Annotated in this window: 16 protein-coding genes; 6 read left to right on the plus strand and 10 right to left on the minus strand. The window is 52.4% G+C overall.

Annotation, left to right across the window (positions count from 1 at the left end):
• Window positions 1-43: 43 nt before the first annotated feature.
• Entirely contained in the window at window positions 44-1,003 is a 960-nt protein-coding gene (locus SH668x_RS12040) for a proline racemase family protein (protein WP_437185307.1), read from the minus strand.
• On the minus strand, window positions 1,000-1,944 hold the full coding sequence (locus tag SH668x_RS12045) for a dihydrodipicolinate synthase family protein (RefSeq protein ID WP_437185308.1): 945 nt from the start codon (window positions 1,942-1,944) through the stop codon (window positions 1,000-1,002). The genes SH668x_RS12040 and SH668x_RS12045 overlap by 4 nt, the downstream gene beginning before the upstream one ends.
• 361 nt (window positions 1,945-2,305) lie before the next feature.
• Here SH668x_RS12045 and SH668x_RS12050 point away from each other — a divergent pair, with 361 nt between their 5' ends.
• Entirely contained in the window at window positions 2,306-3,049 is a 744-nt protein-coding gene (locus SH668x_RS12050) for a helix-turn-helix domain-containing protein (protein WP_437185309.1), read from the plus strand.
• 295 nt (window positions 3,050-3,344) lie between these two features.
• On the opposite strand, the gene SH668x_RS12055 is transcribed toward SH668x_RS12050, so the two are convergent.
• Together SH668x_RS12055 and ada are read right to left on the minus strand one after the other, a co-directional pair.
• Window positions 3,345-4,283, minus strand: coding sequence for a DNA-3-methyladenine glycosylase family protein (locus SH668x_RS12055; RefSeq protein ID WP_437185310.1), 939 nt, complete (start codon window positions 4,281-4,283; stop codon window positions 3,345-3,347).
• Complete coding sequence (ada, locus tag SH668x_RS12060; RefSeq protein ID WP_437185311.1) at window positions 4,268-5,365, minus strand: bifunctional DNA-binding transcriptional regulator/O6-methylguanine-DNA methyltransferase Ada; 1,098 nt, start codon at window positions 5,363-5,365, stop codon at window positions 4,268-4,270. Before ada ends, SH668x_RS12055 begins: the two co-directional genes overlap by 16 nt.
• Before the next feature lie 263 nt (window positions 5,366-5,628).
• Between ada and SH668x_RS12065 the strand changes: the two genes are divergently transcribed.
• Both SH668x_RS12065 and SH668x_RS12070 read left to right on the plus strand, forming a co-directional pair.
• Window positions 5,629-7,287 (plus strand): formylmethanofuran dehydrogenase subunit A, encoded by a 1,659-nt coding sequence (locus SH668x_RS12065; RefSeq protein WP_437185312.1) that lies wholly within the window; start codon window positions 5,629-5,631, stop codon window positions 7,285-7,287.
• A gap of 148 nt (window positions 7,288-7,435) precedes the next feature.
• A complete protein-coding gene (locus SH668x_RS12070; protein WP_437185313.1) occupies window positions 7,436-7,711 on the plus strand; it encodes a hypothetical protein in 276 nt (91 codons plus the stop codon).
• A 98-nt stretch (window positions 7,712-7,809) separates the two neighbouring features.
• Here SH668x_RS12070 and SH668x_RS12075 read toward each other — a convergent pair whose 3' ends face one another.
• Window positions 7,810-9,075, minus strand: a complete 1,266-nt coding sequence (locus SH668x_RS12075) for an MFS transporter (protein WP_437185314.1) — start codon at window positions 9,073-9,075, stop codon at window positions 7,810-7,812.
• Between the two features lie 377 nt (window positions 9,076-9,452).
• Here SH668x_RS12075 and bioA point away from each other — a divergent pair, with 377 nt between their 5' ends.
• The gene (gene bioA / locus SH668x_RS12080; RefSeq protein WP_437185315.1) at window positions 9,453-10,823 is read left to right on the plus strand and encodes an adenosylmethionine--8-amino-7-oxononanoate transaminase; all 1,371 of its coding nucleotides are present in this window, start codon (window positions 9,453-9,455) and stop codon (window positions 10,821-10,823) included.
• Between the two features lie 27 nt (window positions 10,824-10,850).
• On the opposite strand, the gene SH668x_RS12085 is transcribed toward bioA, so the two are convergent.
• On the minus strand, window positions 10,851-11,246 hold the full coding sequence (locus tag SH668x_RS12085; RefSeq protein WP_437185316.1) for an Hsp20/alpha crystallin family protein: 396 nt from the start codon (window positions 11,244-11,246) through the stop codon (window positions 10,851-10,853).
• Between the two features lie 4 nt (window positions 11,247-11,250).
• Complete coding sequence (locus SH668x_RS12090; protein WP_437185317.1) at window positions 11,251-11,724, minus strand: Hsp20/alpha crystallin family protein; 474 nt, start codon at window positions 11,722-11,724, stop codon at window positions 11,251-11,253.
• Window positions 11,725-12,056: 332 nt separating this feature from the next.
• On the opposite strand from SH668x_RS12090, the gene SH668x_RS12095 reads away from it, so the two are divergent.
• Window positions 12,057-12,239: a Flp family type IVb pilin gene (locus tag SH668x_RS12095; RefSeq protein WP_437185318.1), complete on the plus strand. Its 183-nt coding sequence runs from the start codon at window positions 12,057-12,059 to the stop codon at window positions 12,237-12,239.
• 202 nt (window positions 12,240-12,441) lie between these two features.
• Window positions 12,442-12,906 (plus strand): polyribonucleotide nucleotidyltransferase, encoded by a 465-nt coding sequence (locus tag SH668x_RS12100; protein WP_437185319.1) that lies wholly within the window; start codon window positions 12,442-12,444, stop codon window positions 12,904-12,906.
• A gap of 11 nt (window positions 12,907-12,917) precedes the next feature.
• Here SH668x_RS12100 and SH668x_RS12105 read toward each other — a convergent pair whose 3' ends face one another.
• Genes SH668x_RS12105 through SH668x_RS12115 form a run of 3 tightly spaced genes read right to left on the minus strand, consistent with a single transcriptional unit; the run spans window position 12,918 to window position 16,838 of the window.
• Window positions 12,918-14,324: a sigma-54-dependent transcriptional regulator gene (locus tag SH668x_RS12105; protein ID WP_437185320.1), complete on the minus strand. Its 1,407-nt coding sequence runs from the start codon at window positions 14,322-14,324 to the stop codon at window positions 12,918-12,920.
• Window positions 14,325-14,334: 10 nt separating this feature from the next.
• Entirely contained in the window at window positions 14,335-16,455 is a 2,121-nt protein-coding gene (locus tag SH668x_RS12110; RefSeq protein ID WP_437185321.1) for a sensor histidine kinase, read from the minus strand.
• 47 nt (window positions 16,456-16,502) lie between these two features.
• A complete protein-coding gene (locus SH668x_RS12115; RefSeq protein ID WP_437185322.1) occupies window positions 16,503-16,838 on the minus strand; it encodes a hypothetical protein in 336 nt (111 codons plus the stop codon).
• Between the last annotated feature and the right edge of the window lie 73 nt (window positions 16,839-16,911).

Here is a 16,911-nt window from a genome sequence, read left to right on the forward strand (position 1 = left end):
AACGGCGACGGGAAATATAGCCTGGGCTGGCGCGTCCATCAGTTTATTCTGGAGTAATTCCGTGAGCAAATGGGTCCCCTGCCTGTTGAACAAGAGTTCCTTCGTTGCAGATAAATGCTCGACCGGTGATCCGAGGAATGATCTCGTTGGCTGCGTTGAGTCGATAGCTCGCGGTGAAACGACTGCCGATAATGCTTTCCTGAATCCAGTTTTGGCCGGAAGCAAGCTTTCCCCGAGCGGCCAGACAGGCGATTTTGGCACTCGTCCCCGTGCCACAAGGGGAACGGTCGTAGGCGCTCCCCGGACAAAGAACGAAATTGCGGCTGTCAGCGTCGGGATTAGGAGAGTCTGTGAAGAACTCAATGTGATCGATGTAGCCGTTGTCTCTCCCAGTGACCCCGGCTGCAGCTAACGCATCACGAATTTTAATACCAGCTTCAGTCAGTCTCTTCAGATTACTCAGATTCAAAGTAGCTGGGGACTGGTGGGCCAGAAAGAACCAGTTTCCGCCCCAAGCGACGTCTCCGGTGATGACTCCAACATCGGGAACATCAATTTGAACGTCTTGCCGGTAAAGGTCGCTGGGGACGTTCTCGATTGTGACTTCGTTGGGTGAGAGAAGATCAACCGAAACGGTACCGACCGGGGTTTCGAGCAAGTGGGTACCGGTGTGAATTCGGCCGAGGTACGCAAGCGTAATAGCGACACCGATGGCACCATGTCCACACATCCCAAGATAGTCTTCGTTGTTGAAGAAAATGACTCCCGCCACACATTCGGGAAGTGTGGGTTCAACCAACAACGCGCCGACAAGTGCATCAGAGCCGCGGGGTTCCAGAATCGCTGTTCGACGAAATTCGTCGTGCTTTTCACGAAAGAGCTTCACCCGTTCAGCCAGGGGGCCGGTTCCTAATTCAGGCCCGCCAGCGATGATCACTCGCGTTGGCTCCCCCTCTGTGTGCGAATCGATATAGCGAATGGATGGAGATTTTGCGTTACTCATGTTCGTGATCCAGACCAGTTGTTCCACCATGTCTTAAACTGATGCCATTGAGCATCGATGAAGTGCTTCTGGCTGGGGGAAAGCTTGTCGAACTCGTTGAAATGGGTCTCGTATTCCGGGTTTCCTTCGAGGACCATCAGCCGCTTATAGTAGAGAACCAGGTCAGGTCCGTCATCGTACTTCGACAAGACAGCCAGCGCATTGTCGAGTTCTTCAGCGAGTTGACGGGCAGTTGCGTCTCCCGCTGCTGCCTGCTGACAAAGCTGAACCAGTCGCAACACTTCTCGCGGAAGAGCGTTCCCGATCCCGGTGATGGCGCCCACAGCGCCACAACGAATAAACCCGTGGAACACCTGCGTATCGACTCCGACCATCAAAGCGAGATCGGGATTTCCGTAGGTAATGTTTTCGGCGGCATAAGTGAGTGCCTCTTTTCCACCAAACTCTTTGAATCCGACCAGATTGGAGTGGGAATTTCGAAGTGTGAAAAAGAGATCCGCCTTAGTCTCGTACCCATAATAGGGGCTGTTATAGATGACCGCCGGCGTATTGGGGGCCGCAGAAAAGACGGCATCGAAATGTGCTTTCTGTGCCGCTACAGATGTGCCTCGTGAAAGGAGACGAGGGATGACCATCAACCCGGCAGCGCCGACCGACGCTGCGTGGGCGGCATGTGCTGCGGCGATTTTTGTGTTCTGAGCACCGGTTCCGACGATCACGGGGACACCTGCTGCCACCAATCTCGACACCCCTTCCTGGCGTTGCTCATCCGTCAATAGCGGCCAGTCTCCCATCGATCCGCAATACACGACGGCCCTCATCCCGATCTCAATGAGTTCTTTTCCCTTTCGCACCAGCGACTCATAGTCAGGGGTGCGATCCGGGAAAGATGGGGTCATGAGGGCAGGAATCGTTCCAGAAAAAACTGGTGGGTTCGACATCGCGGCAACCTTGAACTGAAAGCTTTTGATGTTGCTGTAGGGACGATTAAGTGCGATCTAAGTGCGATCTAAGTGCGATCGGAGTTGAGTAAAACTGTCAACATTGTGTACCTGCGGCGTAAGTCTCACCCGTACAATAAATGGACTCTCTTTGGTGAAAGAAACGACAGGTTGCACTCAACAGACTCGACCGGATTGAACAACGGAACGATCAACAGATTTTAACAACTTCGCAGATCAAAATCATATTGATTAATGATAGATGCGAATTGATGTTTCCGCTCTGTTGAGTATAACATGAACTTGCGACCTTCGCATCCTCGGCAAACTCAAGGGAAATTCAAATCAGCGCATAGGGGCCATGTCTTTTTCAACCGCACGCGAAATCCTTGGAATGCTGGACACTCCGTTTACAGGAGAGCCACTTTTCGATTGTCTTTCAGATATCGTCTACTTCATTAAAGATGCGAAATGCCGATATGTCGTCGTCAACAAGACACTTGTCGAGCGATGTGGATTTTCGAGCAAGGCGCAGCTGATCGGGAAGACCGCGGGCGAAACGCAGCGGGCACCACTCGGTCCGGGATTTGAAGATCAGGATCGGGCAGTCTTGCAGACTGGTGTCCCCTTAATCGCGAAGCTTGAGCTTCACATTTATCCGTCTCGTGATGTCGGCTGGTGCCTGACTCACAAGCTTCCGTTACGAAACGCAGATGGCGACATTGTGGGCATCGTCGGGATGTCGCAGGACCTAAGAATGGTTGATGCCAATCACAATGAATATAAGCATGTCGCTGTTGCCGTTGCCTACGCCGAGTCGAATCTCTCGCCCCCGCCAACGATTGCAAAATTGGCTGAAATCGCGGAGATGTCTCCTTATCAGCTTGACCGAAGAATGAGGAATGTGTTCGGATTGACCACCGGACAATGGCTTCTGAAATTGCGAATTGATCTCGCTCAACGGCTTTTGCGAACGACAGAAGAATCGATCGCACAGATTTCTTTGCTTGCAGGGTATTCAGATCAAAGCGCTTTCACGCGCCAGTTTCGAAGAGCAACCGGCCTATCTCCCAGCGACTACCGAAAAGGTGTTCCGATTCCTTAGGTCGGCTCCCATTTCGACAGGTGGCAGTACGTCGTCGAGTAGCAGCGGACTTGGCGGCGTCCACTCCAATGAGTCTAAGCTCCCGCGACATCGCGTGAGACTGGTTGTGTTAAGAGTCCTTTAAACTTTGCCGATCGTCCGAACGCTGGACCTGATGTGTATTCAATGGCTTGACACTTAAGGGAGCCTGTTGTCAGCTGTGCCTTATGCACTGAAAGCATTCGGATTTCAGACCAAATCTGAATACGATTCAAATTCAAATTTGCGCAGAATCGGTATTTGGATTTTTGCGAGTTCAAGTGTCCGTTTTCAATTCACGGCCGCCTGTTCGGTCCGAGGTTGGTGGTGTGGCATCAGGCTTCATCACGTTCGAAGATCGCCAGAGTGCAAGAGCTGCGAATCCTCGAAACGGTTGACACTCTGCGAGGTCGGTTTGAACGGGAATTCCCGTCTCACTTTCGAGATGCAGCAACCTCCTGCGGATGATCAGATCCGAAGCCGGCCAGGAATCGTAATCACCCAGTCCTCGCAGTGCGAAGTACTCGACTGTCCAGGGGCCCACCCCGCGAATCTGACTGAGGGCGTGGCGAATTTCGGGGATATTTTGAGGACTGTTCAAGTCGGGGATCGTTCCATCAGCAACGGCGTCTGCAACTCGTTTCAGCGTCTCAACCCGTCGCCCCGGCATGCCGATCTTGTCGAGGTTTCCCTCTGCAATCGCTTCGGCTGTGGGAAAATAGTGCGAGAGCGTCGAATCAGGATCTCGGACAACTCCTAATCGTTCGACGATTCTCGCGGTGATTGTTGTCGTCGCTTTCACTGTGACCTGTTGTCCAACAATGGTCTGGACGAGCATTTCAAACGGGATACACGTACCGGGGATGCGCGGCACGGGAGTCATTTTGAGGATGGAGCGTAAGTGACGGTTTCGATTGAGAACTCGATGAATCTCTGCAAGATTGACCTGAATACATAGCATCCGCTGCACATGAGGCGTCAGTTCTTTGATCCGCTGACTGACTGATCCTTCGACAGAGAGTGTGACTTCATTTCGGGCAGATTGGGTAATCTTCAAGATTCCCTGCTTTCCGCCAAAATTCAACGTGCGGCAGTACGTCTTATCCGAGACCGATTCCACCCGCCGGATGCCCCGTCCCGAATAATGTTGCAACGTGTCGTTCCAGTTGAAATCACCCTGAAACGAGATGACCACAGTTCTCACTCGCGCGGGCATGGTGACTCTCTTTGCTGTTCCATTTTGATGAGTTTCTGCTTCCGCTCAATTCCCCAGCGATACCCTGCCAGTGAGCCATTGGCACGAACGACCCGATGGCATGGAATCGCAATGGCGAGCGGATTGGCAGCACAAGCCGCAGCGACTGCTCGCACTGATGCGGGTTTTCCAATCTGCTGGGCAAGTTCGGTATAAGTGACCGTCTTCCCTGCCGGGATATCTCGAAGTGCCGCCCAGACCTGCTGCTGAAACAACGTTCCACGAATATCGAGCGGAAGATTGAAAGGAGGAGTCAAATTCTCAACCGCTTTCAGGACAGCCCGAATCGATCGTTGATCGTCTTCTGTAGCGGAGATGATTTCCGCCTGACAGAAGCGTGATTTGAGGTCGTCGATCAACTCTTGATCCCGATCGCCAATCAGAATCGCGCAGGTTCCGAGTTCCGTGGTGGCAATGAGAACTCTCCCGAGGAAGCAGTCGTTCACTGCGTACTGAATCTTCATGCCGGCGCCACGTCTTCTGGCAACGGTTGGCTTCATTCCGAGTGCCTGTTTCGCCTGCTCATAGAATCGACTGTTTGCTTGAAATCCGGATTCATAAATCGATCGAGTCACTGAAACGCTCTGGGGAAGTCGCTGCTTAATTTTTTCGATTCGGATGAAGTTGAAGTACTGAATTGGGCTCCGTCCAGTTGCTGCCTTGAACATTCGTTGAAGATGGAACGGACTCATCGAGAATTTATCTGCGAGAGAATTGAGGGTCGGACGTTTTTCAGCGAGTTCCAGATCTCTGCAAATTCTGATGACAAGTTCCTCATTTCTCTGGGAAATGGACATGCTCTCGGGAGTACAGCGGAGACAGGCTCGGAAGCCATCCGCTTTTGCGAGTTGCCACGTTCTGTAAAACCGAACGTTCCTGCGAAGCGGCCGGCGCGCAGGGCAACTGGCGCGACAGAAAATTCGCGTCGTTGTCACAGCGAAATAGAATTCGCCATCGGCTGAAGGATCTCGCTGCAAGACCGCATTCCAGCATTCTTCGTCTGAGCCAAATGGCAGGCTGTTTGATGGGGGTGTGGGTGGCATGCTCATATTCTCGCTGCCTGAACTAGATTTTTCCTGATGAAACGTTGCTCAGTGCAGTTTATCCCACGGCAGTTGTCTAAAAACTCCGGATCTTGCTTTCAAACTCAATCAATTCCAAAGGGAGTTGAGTTGAATCGCACCAAAGCGAAAGGAGTCATTTCCCTGTTTCTGGATGGGGAGAATGTTATTCTACTCGGCAGCAGTCACCGCGGATATTTTCCTGTTTCCTTCTGTGAACGTCGCTGGAAAGAAATTTCTGAACCATGTCGCTGTTAAAAATCTCGCAAGGAAAAATCTACGATCCCCTGAATGGTATTGATGGCGTGATTGGTGATCTGTGGATTCGCGACGGGAAGATTGTCTCTGCGGAAAGTGTCGCTGGCGAGAAACCACTTCGGACCATCGACGCGACCGGGTTAGTCGTCATGCCAGGCGGCGTGGATATGCACTGCCATATTGCGGGGTCGAAGGTCAACGCTGCAAGAAAGATGCGACCGGAAGAGAAAAGGACATCTGCTCCGATCGTTGCACAGGGAGAGTTTCGATCCGGGACAGTCGGAAGTGTTCCGAGCACATTTGCGACGGGCTATCTCTACGCTGGTTTAGGTTACACAACAGCGTTCGATGCCGCGATTCCTCCTCTGTCAGCGCGACACGTTCACGAGGAGTTTCAAGATACCCCCATCATCGACAAGGGGTTTTATGTCATGCTGGGGAATAACCAATATGCCATGCGGCAGATCGCCGCCGGAGAAGATGAGCGTCTGCGCAATTTCATGGGATGGATCATCGGCGCGACGAAGGCGTACGGTGTGAAAATAGTGAATCCAGGAGCGGTGGAACTCTGGAAGCAAACCGGTGGAAATATCCACTCGCTTGACGAGTCCGTACCGTACTTCAACGTGAGTCCTCGTCAGATTCTTCAGGGGATTACCCGGAGTGTCGACGCGTTGGGAATTCCCCACTCGGCTCATATTCACTGCAATAATTTGGGGATCCCGGGGAACTGGCAGACGACGTTGGCCACGATGGAAGCTCTTGAGGGGGCACGCGGGCATCTGACTCATATTCAGTTTCACAGCTATGGTGGCGACGCTGACGATCAGTCAACATTCAGCTCCAAGGTTCCTGAACTGGTCGATTACGTGAATCGGCATCCCAATCTGACTGTTGATGTGGGGCAAGTGATCTTCGGTTCGACGACATCCATGACCGGAGATGGTCCGCTCGGTTACTTTCTGCAGAAGGTTCTCGGCGCCAAGTGGTACAGCGCTGACGTCGAGATGGAAGCAGGCTGTGGTGTCTCCCCGATTGTCTACAAAAACAAATCGCTGGTGCATGCACTTCAGTGGGCCATCGGCCTGGAGTGGTATCTTTTGATGGAAGACCCTTGGCGGATTGCCATGAGTACGGACCATCCGAACGGCGGAGCGTTCCTTGCGTACCCACAGATTATTGCCCTGCTGATGGACCGAAATCGCCGAGATGAACTGCTCCAGGCACTTCCTGCCGCTGTGAAAAATTACTGTACGCTGAGCGATATCACTCGAGAATACTCGTTGTTCGAGATCGCCATCATTACACGCGCATCGCCTGCCAAAATCCTGGGCTTGCAACACAAGGGGCATCTGGGGCCCAATGCGGATGGGGATGTCACCTTGTACCAACCAGATCCCGATTTGCAGCGAATGTTCGAGCTTCCGCGATTTTTAATCCGTCGCGGAGAAGTCATTGTGGATGACGGCGAATTGCGTTCTCAGTCTGAAGGAAACGTGCTCCACGTCGCCCCGAGCTTCGATGATGGAAGCCTGAAGCACATCGAAGGATGGTTCAACGAACACTATTCCTTGCAGTTTTCTAACTTCGGAATTGAAAATGATTTTTTAAGATCACAAATTCAGGTTGAGTGCCAACGGGTTTAGGGGCACAATACGGGCTGCTGAGCAGAAACCACTTTGGGCAAGTGGGGTCTTGCCGTTCCCAATCAATGGAAATTGATTCTCCTCCCTTGGCCTCTGCCACCTTCGGTGGAGCACAGTCGCCAACTCGACATCGTAGAAGGATCTCGAAATGTACACACTCAGAATCCCCGGACATCAACACGTACTTACTGCGGACCCGAATCCAACTGGGACAAAGGAAGAAATCGCCAAGAAGCTTTTGTTCCCGAATCCGGATAAGGATGTGCATGGGATTCGTCGGTTGCCACGAGATACGGACTGCATTCTCGAAGAAACCGAAACGATTCAAAAAGGTAAAATCGCTCGTCAGGAAACGCACCAGGTGGGACGCTGGACGATCGGTCAGCTACTCCCCCAGGGAACCCTCAATGATTTGATATCCTGAAATATCAGACATGGAGGGTTTCACTCTCCCGAGGTGACGAAGTCCGGGGCATTCCGTATCGGCTGTCATCAGTTGGTCTGAATCACCACATGGCAATGTCAAACCGGCCCCTCCTCAGATGCGTCGAGATCCGCATTTTGAGGAGGGGTGTTTATATGGCGGATGTTGGGAAGTAGTATCGCCACGGCTCCGGTGAGTGGCAGGAAGCTGCAAAGCCAGAAGACGTATGACAAACTGGTTTTGTCGACAAGCTGACCGAGCACCGCCGATCCAATCCCGCTAATCCCGAACGCGAACCCGAAGAACATTCCTGCGACCAATCCGACATTCCCCGGAAGCAGGTCCTGGGCGTAAACGATGATCGCAGAAAACGCTGAGGCGATAATCAAGCCGATCAGGAATGTGAGCACGATCGTCAGCTCAAGCCCGACATAAGGAAGCGCGAGCGCGAATGGTGATGCTCCGAGAATGGAGAACCAGATCACCAGTTTCCGTCCAAATCGATCTCCAAGCGGCCCCCCTGCAATCGTCCCTGCTGCGACCGCAAACAGGAAGATGAACAGACAGATTTGCGACGTCTGCACTCCGAGATGGAAGCGATCCATCAAATAAAACGTGTAGTAGCTACTGAAGCTGGCGGTGTAGAAATTTTTGGATATCACCAGAGCAACAAGAACAGCGATTGAAGAGACAACCTGCCAGCGAGGAAGCGATGATGCGGGTCTTACGCTCGCGTTGCTTCGATTCAATTTCTGCACTTCCAACTGCTGGCGATACCAGAATCCAATTCGAGAGAGAATTGTGATTGCCACCAGTGCGATCACGGCAAACCAGGCGATGACCGGTTGCCCACGCGGTACGACAATCCACGCCGCCAGTAATGGTCCCGTCGCACTTCCGAAATTCCCCCCCACCTGAAAGATCGCCTGTGCAAATCCATGCCGACCTCCAGAGGCCATTCGCGCAATGCGCGACGCTTCTGGGTGGAAGATTGAAGAGCCAAGACCGATCAACGCAGCTGAAATCAGAATGACCGGAAACGTATTCGCAAAAGAAAGCAACAACAGGCCGATCAATGTCGATCCCATGCCAATTGCGAGCGAAAACGGGCGAGGTCGGCGGTCGGTGTACATCCCAACAATCGGCTGCAACATCGACGCTGTCATTTGAAAAGTCAGCGTGATGGTGCCGATCTGAGCGAAACTTAGAAAATACTTCTCTTTCAGAAGCGGATAGAGAGCAGTCAGCAAAGATTGAAGAGTGTCATTCAGCAGGTGCGCCAGACTGATCGCGACGAGGACCCCGATGGAGGCTCGTTGAGTGGTTGAGATGGCTGCCGTTGTTGCCTGAGGAATTTGGTTCATTCAATTATTTCAAATCAATTTGTCTCTGTGCTCCCCACAGAGGGTGAGACGTTCACTATCCCAGGTTTGCGGGAATGGGAAACGCATTTCTTCGGTGCCGCGAACTCGATCGCTGATGGAATATCAGTCCAATTTCAGTATCCCCAGCCTGCCGTCGAAATGAATGACAATACCCAAACCGAAATGTTCGCATTCAATCCAACTTCGTTGTTGTCTCTGCAGTTTCAATTGGAAGTAATTTCTCCCGATACATCTGAGTTGCACGAACTCAACGGCGTTGATGTGACTGGTGAGTCTGTTGGATTTCTCCAAAGACGTTACGATTCGTTACTGACTGATGAAGATTTCGGAAAAGCGTTCGCTTCAAGGACAAACCTGTGCATCAAGACTCTCCCAGTGCAACTCAGCTTCGTCAATGGGACAATGACCATGTTTGGCACCCGTTTGCTGCGATGCAAGCTTATCGTGAAGAAAACGCTCCGATCATCACCGAGGCGGAAGGGTTTGAGCTCGTCGATTCGGATGGAAATCGCTACCTCGATGGCGTTTCGTCATTATGGTGTAATGTTCACGGGCATCGAGTTCCCGAACTGGACGAGGCGATCCGTCAGCAACTTGATCGAGTCAGCCATTCGACGCTGCTCGGTTTATCCAGCCCGCCATCCATTGAACTCGCAGCCCAACTTGTCAGTCGAGTCCCTGCCGGTCTGAATCATGTCTTTTACTCGGACAGCGGATCGACGGCAGTTGAAGTCGCGTTAAAAATGGCATTTCAATATCACCGGCAGAAGTCGTCCGGCCGTGAAGACCGGAAACTGTTTGCAACTCTCTCCAGTGCTTACCACGGGGACACGATCGGTTCGGTGAGTGTGGGGAATATCGATCTGTTTCACCGAGTTTATGGGGAGTTACTGTTTCAGACGGTTTCAGTCCCAGCACCTGTGGCCTTGCGGACTCCAGAAGGGCAGAGTTCCGAAGCATATATCGAGCATTGTTTTCAAGAAGTGGAACGCATCGTCGCCCTGCACGCCAGTGATCTGGCGGCCTTTATTATTGAACCTCTCGTCCAGGGGGCCGCGGGCGTTCTGGTGCATCCTCCGGGATATTTGAAGCACGTCCGAGACATCACCCGGAAGTACGGAGTTCCGCTGATTGCAGATGAAGTGGCAGTCGGGTTCGGCCGCACTGGGGCGATGTTCGCCTGCGAGCACGAGGGGGTCGAGCCTGATTTTCTGTGTCTCGCAAAAGGGTTGACAGGAGGCTATCTCCCGCTCGCAGCCACAATGACGACCACTGAGATATTTAACGCGTTCCTCGGCGCGCCCAGCGAAGGTCGAACCTTCTATCATGGACACACTTTCACCGGCAATCCTCTCGCCTGTGCCGTTGGACTCGCGTCTCTGGAACTTTTTGACAAAAACCGAACGTTGGAAAACGCTCAGCGCAATGCCATGATTCTCACGGAAAAACTCTCTGCACTGGCGGACCATCCACATGTCGCAGAGGTGCGGCAGAAGGGAATCATGGTCGGAATCGAGCTGGTTGAAAGCAAAGAGACCCTTCAGCCCTACCCTTCAGCGAGAAGGACCGGGCACCTTGTGACACTCGCAGCGCGCAAACGTGGCGTCATCTTCCGACCGATCGGTGATGTGATCGTCCTGATGCCGGCTCCAGCGATGCCTGCAGATGCAGTTAAACGCCTATGCGACGTGACTATCGATTCGATCAATGCAACAACAGGCCGCTGATCACGTTGACCAACAACAGATTCACGACTACTGCACTTTTACGGAGATCTTGCGAGGCTCTGTGCGTGGAGTTCGAGGAAGCAGGACTTCCAAAACGCCCTGGCTCAACTTGGCAGAGATGCGTTCATGATCAACGTCATCGCTCAAGATGAAGGAGCGAAGAAAATCCCCTTCGTGGTACTCCTGATGAATCAGGAGAGCATTCTCCGGAGCGGGTGAATTGACCCGCCCAAGAAGCGTCAACCGGTTGTCCTGAACCTGAAGTTCAAGACCATCGACGTCCACACCCGGCAGGTCTGCTCGAAGGACGAGACCCTCATCGGTTTCAAAGATGTCGATAGGGGGTGTCCGGACCCAGCGAGGTGCCCCTTCCGCTGGTTGCTCGAAATCCTGGTTTACAATGTCTGGTGTCTCTTCGGACATCGGATCATCTACCCTCTGAATTCGTCGGCTCTTGCCGAATGGTTTCCGAAATCTTGATCTGACGAGGAGCGGTCGCCGGGAGTTTCGGCAACCGCAATTTCAAGAGACCGTTCGTGAATTCAGCGCGGATCGCAGATTCGTCGACTCTTTCAGGAAGAGTGACTGAACGTTCCCAGTTTCCCGTGGGTCGCTCGCTTCGTCTGAACCGTTCTTCGGGGATTTCGCGGGGAAGGGCTCGTGAACCAGTGAGCGTCAATTCACCGTTCGAAACATGAATTTCGATCGCATTCGGATCACAGCCCGCTAGTTCCGCTGTGATCAAGTAAGCATCTTCAGTGCTGTAAACGTTCAGCGCTGGCATCGGACGTCCCAGGCGCAGGCCCTCGAACGCCAGATCCATTCTTTTCATCCACCGATCCATCTCTCTTTCGAGATCCGGAAACGCGTGTAGTGGATTTCCCCAACGGAAAACGGGCATTGGAAATATCCCATGACTCGGAAACGAAGATGGTTCTAGCTGGCGTGACAATACGTGCAATTGCTGTACCGCTTTCTAGATACGACGACTGTCGTTCGTCTGTGGAGTTTCTCGTCTATAGGGTTATGGCAAATCCTCCGCTTCCTTTTTCTCTCATTTCTCACACTGAGTTCTGTCAGAATGGCAGAATCAGGAACAGAGTAGGATTTACTGGATTGCACCTGCTCCCACTTCGGATTTCACTGAAAGCTTCAAAATCTTTTGACAGATCCACCTTGCGACCTAGCTTTCACTGGGCAGAAAATCCTCTTTTTATGTTTTAGAAACATCCAATGAACACAATCCGTCGGTTTCTCACTGATGATGATGGTCCAACCGCTGTTGAGTACGCCGTCATGCTGGCGATGATTATTGGTTCATTGATCGTCTCGATTAAGCTCGTGGGCTCCAGCACCAGCGGGATTTGGGCCGAAAACAATTCAAAACTCGACCAATCTGGCTTCAACAGCCCTTAAAGGCCGGGCTTCCCACGACTTTCGGAAAGCCGCGAGTCATTTTCTGGTCAAAGTATCGCTCTCAAAGACCAGTTTCGGCTGATCCGGTGCATTTTGCTGACAGGTTCGAAAGGTCCGGGCCAGTGACCAAATTGATCTTCCTCGAAATTCCATCCGCTGATAATTCTGCACGCCGTCGGGCAGTTCAGGGGATAATCGCAGAATGCTATTTCGTCGTCGTCAATGGTTTCTTTCGTGCTTTGCGATGGCTGTTTCCGTAATCTCACCAGGTTGCGGAACTGTTCTTCACCCGGAGCGGCGCGGACAACGTGGCGGCAGGATCGATTGGAAGATCTTCGCCCTGAACGGAATCGGACTCCTCTTCTTTTTCATCCCCGGGGTGATCGCATTTGCCGTCGACTTCGCCACAGGAGCAATTTACCTCCCATCCGGTGAAGTTCCCTGCGAACCGGACTTTCAGTCGAAGAATGAAACGGATCGTCCGAAACTGCGACGAGTCAAAGTGGCACGCAGCCAGTTGAATCAACGAGGCATTGAAGCGGTCATCGCGAAAGAAATCGGCAAACCGTTGTCGCTCGACGACGAAAAATGTGTCTCACGTGAAATCGATCAGATTGATGACTTCTGGACTGCCCAGGAAGAGTTGCATCGATTGCAGGCAGTCTAAAAGCAGCGACTTCATTGGACCTGCGGATCTGCTTTATCAGGTCGAGCGAGTCCGAGTTGCGTCATTTTTTGTTGAAGGCTTTGCCGGTGCATGCCGAGACGCCTCGATGCAGCGCTGACGTTGCCCTTCTCCTGATTCAATGCGAGAGTGATCGCCATTCGCTCAAAGTCTTCAGTGAGCATCGACTTTGCTACGGAGAGCGGAAACATCAGGTAGCGGTCGAACTTCCCTTCCTCGCTGTCCGTTCTGGCTGGATTAATCCCCAGATCATGACTGTGAATCTGATCATCCTCGCTCATGGCGCAGGCGGAAAGAACCGCGTGTTCGAGTTCGCGTACATTCCCCGGCCACGGGTGTGACAGGAGTGCCTCGATCGCATTCTGCGAGAACTCTTTCATCTCGTTTCCGGTCAACCGCCCCGCTCTTTCGAGAAATGAATTTGCAAGAAGGAGAATGTCCTCACGACGCAGTCGAAGCGGTGGGAGTTGAAGTTCGATTCCTTTCAGTCGATAGTACAAATCCTGTCGGAATTCCCCTGCTGCAATGGCTTCGTCAAGGTTTTGATGCGTCGCGCTGATGACTCGCACGTCGACTCGTTGTGATTTCGTACTGCCAATCGGTTGAATCACCCGCTCTTGCAGGGCTCGCAAGATTTTCGTCTGGGCAGCCAACGGCATGTCACCAATTTCATCGAGAAATAAGGTGCCCCCGTTGGCTTGTTCGAAGACGCCAACATGATCTCGGTCCGCCCCCGTGAACGCCCCCTTACGGTGCCCGAAGAGTTCACTTTCTGTCAGAGTTTCGGGGATCGCTGCGGTGTTCACAGCGACGAATGGTCCATCTGGCCGTGGTCCCATCCGATGAAGTTCACGGGCGACCAGTTCTTTTCCAGTACCGCTCTCTCCACGAATCAGAACATCGACAGGGAACTTTGCAATCTTTCCCATCTGTTGAATGAGAAGTCTCATGGGACGACTCAGGCCGAGGATCGCGCCACTCGCGTTTCGTTCGTCGAGTTGTCGCTGGAGATCTGCGACTTCCTGTTCGAGTTGCAAGCGATCTTTCACCCGGCGAGCGATTGATCGAATCTGTTCGACCTCGTAAGGCTTGGCAATAAAGTCGGCTGCCCCCAGGCGCACACATTCGACCGCTTCAGCGATGCTGTTATTCGCGGTGACCACGATCAATTCCTGATTGCGAACCTGAGGTCCCAATGCACGCAGCAGTCCCTTTCCATCGAGTTGAGGCATGTTGAGATCGAGGAAGACGAGATCAGGCTGATGTGCCTGAATCATTTCGAGTGCCTGCTGGCCATCCTCTGCTTCGATGATCAATGCCCCCTCCAGCTGTAGCGCTCGCCGCATCCCGAATCTGGCAGGGGCTTCATCATCAGCGATCAGGATGCATAAGGATGGCATGACAAAGTCCTTAGTTCAGCTGAAGTGAAACAGATGTCGTATGGGCAGGTAACGTGACGGTGAATGTTGTCCCGGCTTCTCGGGAAGAGACGAATTCGATTTTTCCACCAGACTCGACGACGCGTCGTTTGACCACGTACAGACCTAATCCCGTTCCTGTTGATTTTGTTGTGATAAACGGCTCAAAGAGCTTTTGTTGAACATCGTGTGCCAGCCCTGGGCCTGTATCCTGAATCTGCACGATGAACGAATCTTCACGGGCGAACCCCTGCACGCGAACCGTTCCTCCTCTCCCTGCTGCCTCGATCGCATTGGAAATCAGGTTGAAGAAGATCTCTCGTAATGTCCCAGTGGACGCTTGAGAGAGTCCATTGAAACGTTCGATTTCACTGTCTAATGTGACGTCAAGCTGGCGGGCAAGATGCTTGAGAAGCTGGGTTGTCTGTTCTAGCGACTCGGAAATTGATCCCCCTCCGATGCCCCGCTCTGCTGGGCGTGCCACCTCGAGTAGCTGAGCAATCGTTTGTGCGAGACGATCAATCTCATTGACGATGAGTCGCAGATCTTCCTTATGAGGACTCGCTTCTCCAAGTTCCTCCCGCATGACTGTGGCAATGGCTTTGATGGAAGAAAGTGGGTTCTTCACTTCATGCGCAATCGAACCCGCCATCAATCCGATGGATGAAAGTTTTTCATTCTGAAGAGCGAGGCGTTCTGCTTCTGCGCGGTCTTCAATCAATCGGCTGTTGTGAAGTGTGGCCTGCAACTGCTCGACAAGAAGAATCAGCGCTGTCAGCTCTTCATCACTCAGCGACTGTCGAAAATTTTGAGAACCGACGAGTATCAGGCCGTTTTGTGGAACATTGTCAATTCTGATCACAGCTGTGAGGTTTGCATCCTGCATCAAATCCAGCACCTCCTGATTGGGGGCGTCATAACGGGTGCAAACCTTTTTTTCGAGCGTTTCGAGCACGTTGATTAATCGCCGAACATCGTCCGGAAATTCCTGAGTGTGAGGGGGCGTAACTTGTGAACTCGAAATTGAGTAATGGGCGAGCGCTCTATCAGAGTGATAGAGGATACAGGCGACGGTCTCGACCTGAAATGACGTGCGGGCCGCTTCTGTAAACCAATCGAGGATCGACTCCGGTGAATCTCCAGTGCGAGCTGCCAGTTCTACAGAGATCGATCGGTTTTTCCCGCGACGGGAGGACGATGATCCAAACAGATAGCGGAGCGCTTCGGAAACACGGTCTCTCAACGGTTGATAAAATAGAATCAACCCCATCACCGCTACTCCTTCGACGATGCCAAAGTTGATGCCGTACTCGTCCTGAAACGACTCCACAATATCCTGCATGACCAATTGATGCAGCAGCATTGCTCCTGCGAGAATTGCCCCGTAGGTGAGTGTTCTCTCAATCACGATTGGCAACAACTGAAATCGAAGAACGTAGTAGGCGAAGATAATTGTTGGCAGGCAGGGGGTGAGTGCGACGCTCATCAACTGATAGCGGGCACACCACGGCCACAAGTGCACTCCAAACGCCAATACAAAGACATTGAAGAGAGTGATCCCGACCAATGTCAGGCACATTGCGTGATAGAAATTGATTAGGCTGGGGATATCGGTGTGTTGCTTCAGCCGCCACATTCCTACAGAGACAATCAAGTTGGTCGCTCCCATGAAGCAGACATACGGCCAGAAGTAGAGCGAAAGCGCATCGACAAAAAGTTCGCGTGGCGCAACTCCAAGCTGAGCGCTGATCGGAATGATCATCAGGATCGGCGTGTAATACAGTGCCAGCCAGGGGTTCGATCGTACAGCAACTCCAATTCCTGTTGTCGTGAACCGATGTAGCCCGTGTAACATGGCGCATGGCATCAACAGCAATCCGAATGCCATCACCGATTTACTCATCCAGAGCCCACGGTCTGCATGCGGGCTCATTGATCGTGACAAAAGTGCCTGCACGAAATCCGCGGAGTGCCACACCCAGACTCCCGAGGTCAGCAACAACATCCAGACGGTGACGTACTTCCAGTTTTGGCGTTCCAGCATGCTCAGCAGGAGCACGATGTCCAGTACAGCTGCCGCTCCGTAGGCAAAGAGCTGCACATTGTCAGCCATTGAAGCACTCCACAGAATGAGAAATTAATTCATCAGAGTATCTCGATTCAGCACCAGATTAGCACGTCTTCCGGGGGATATTCCACGCTTCCTTCCGTTGTTGTCCAACGAAGACTGAGGACTTTTCCCAGATGATTTCCGGTCACCAGCATTTCGCCTCGCTCGCCATCCCCTTCGTCGACGCATCCATACCGCTTGACGATCGGTGATTCTGAAACGATCCGCTGGTCACAGATTCGAATGTCTCGACTCCCCAAGGTAATAAGACTTCCTTCCTTCAATGACCACAGCCCTCCTTCAAAGGGAGACACACGGATTCGATCACTCTTCCACCAGCTTTCAATCAATTGGGTGAATGCGTTCAATGTCTCGGTCAAACACATCTCGATCCCTCCTTTTTACTGCAAACGGGGCGACTACGGAGCCTGGTGTACTTGCAACTACAGATAAGACGAA

It is taken from the genome of Planctomicrobium mucosum, from assembly GCF_051466335.1.
Lineage (GTDB): Bacteria > Planctomycetota > Planctomycetia > Planctomycetales > Planctomycetaceae > Planctomicrobium.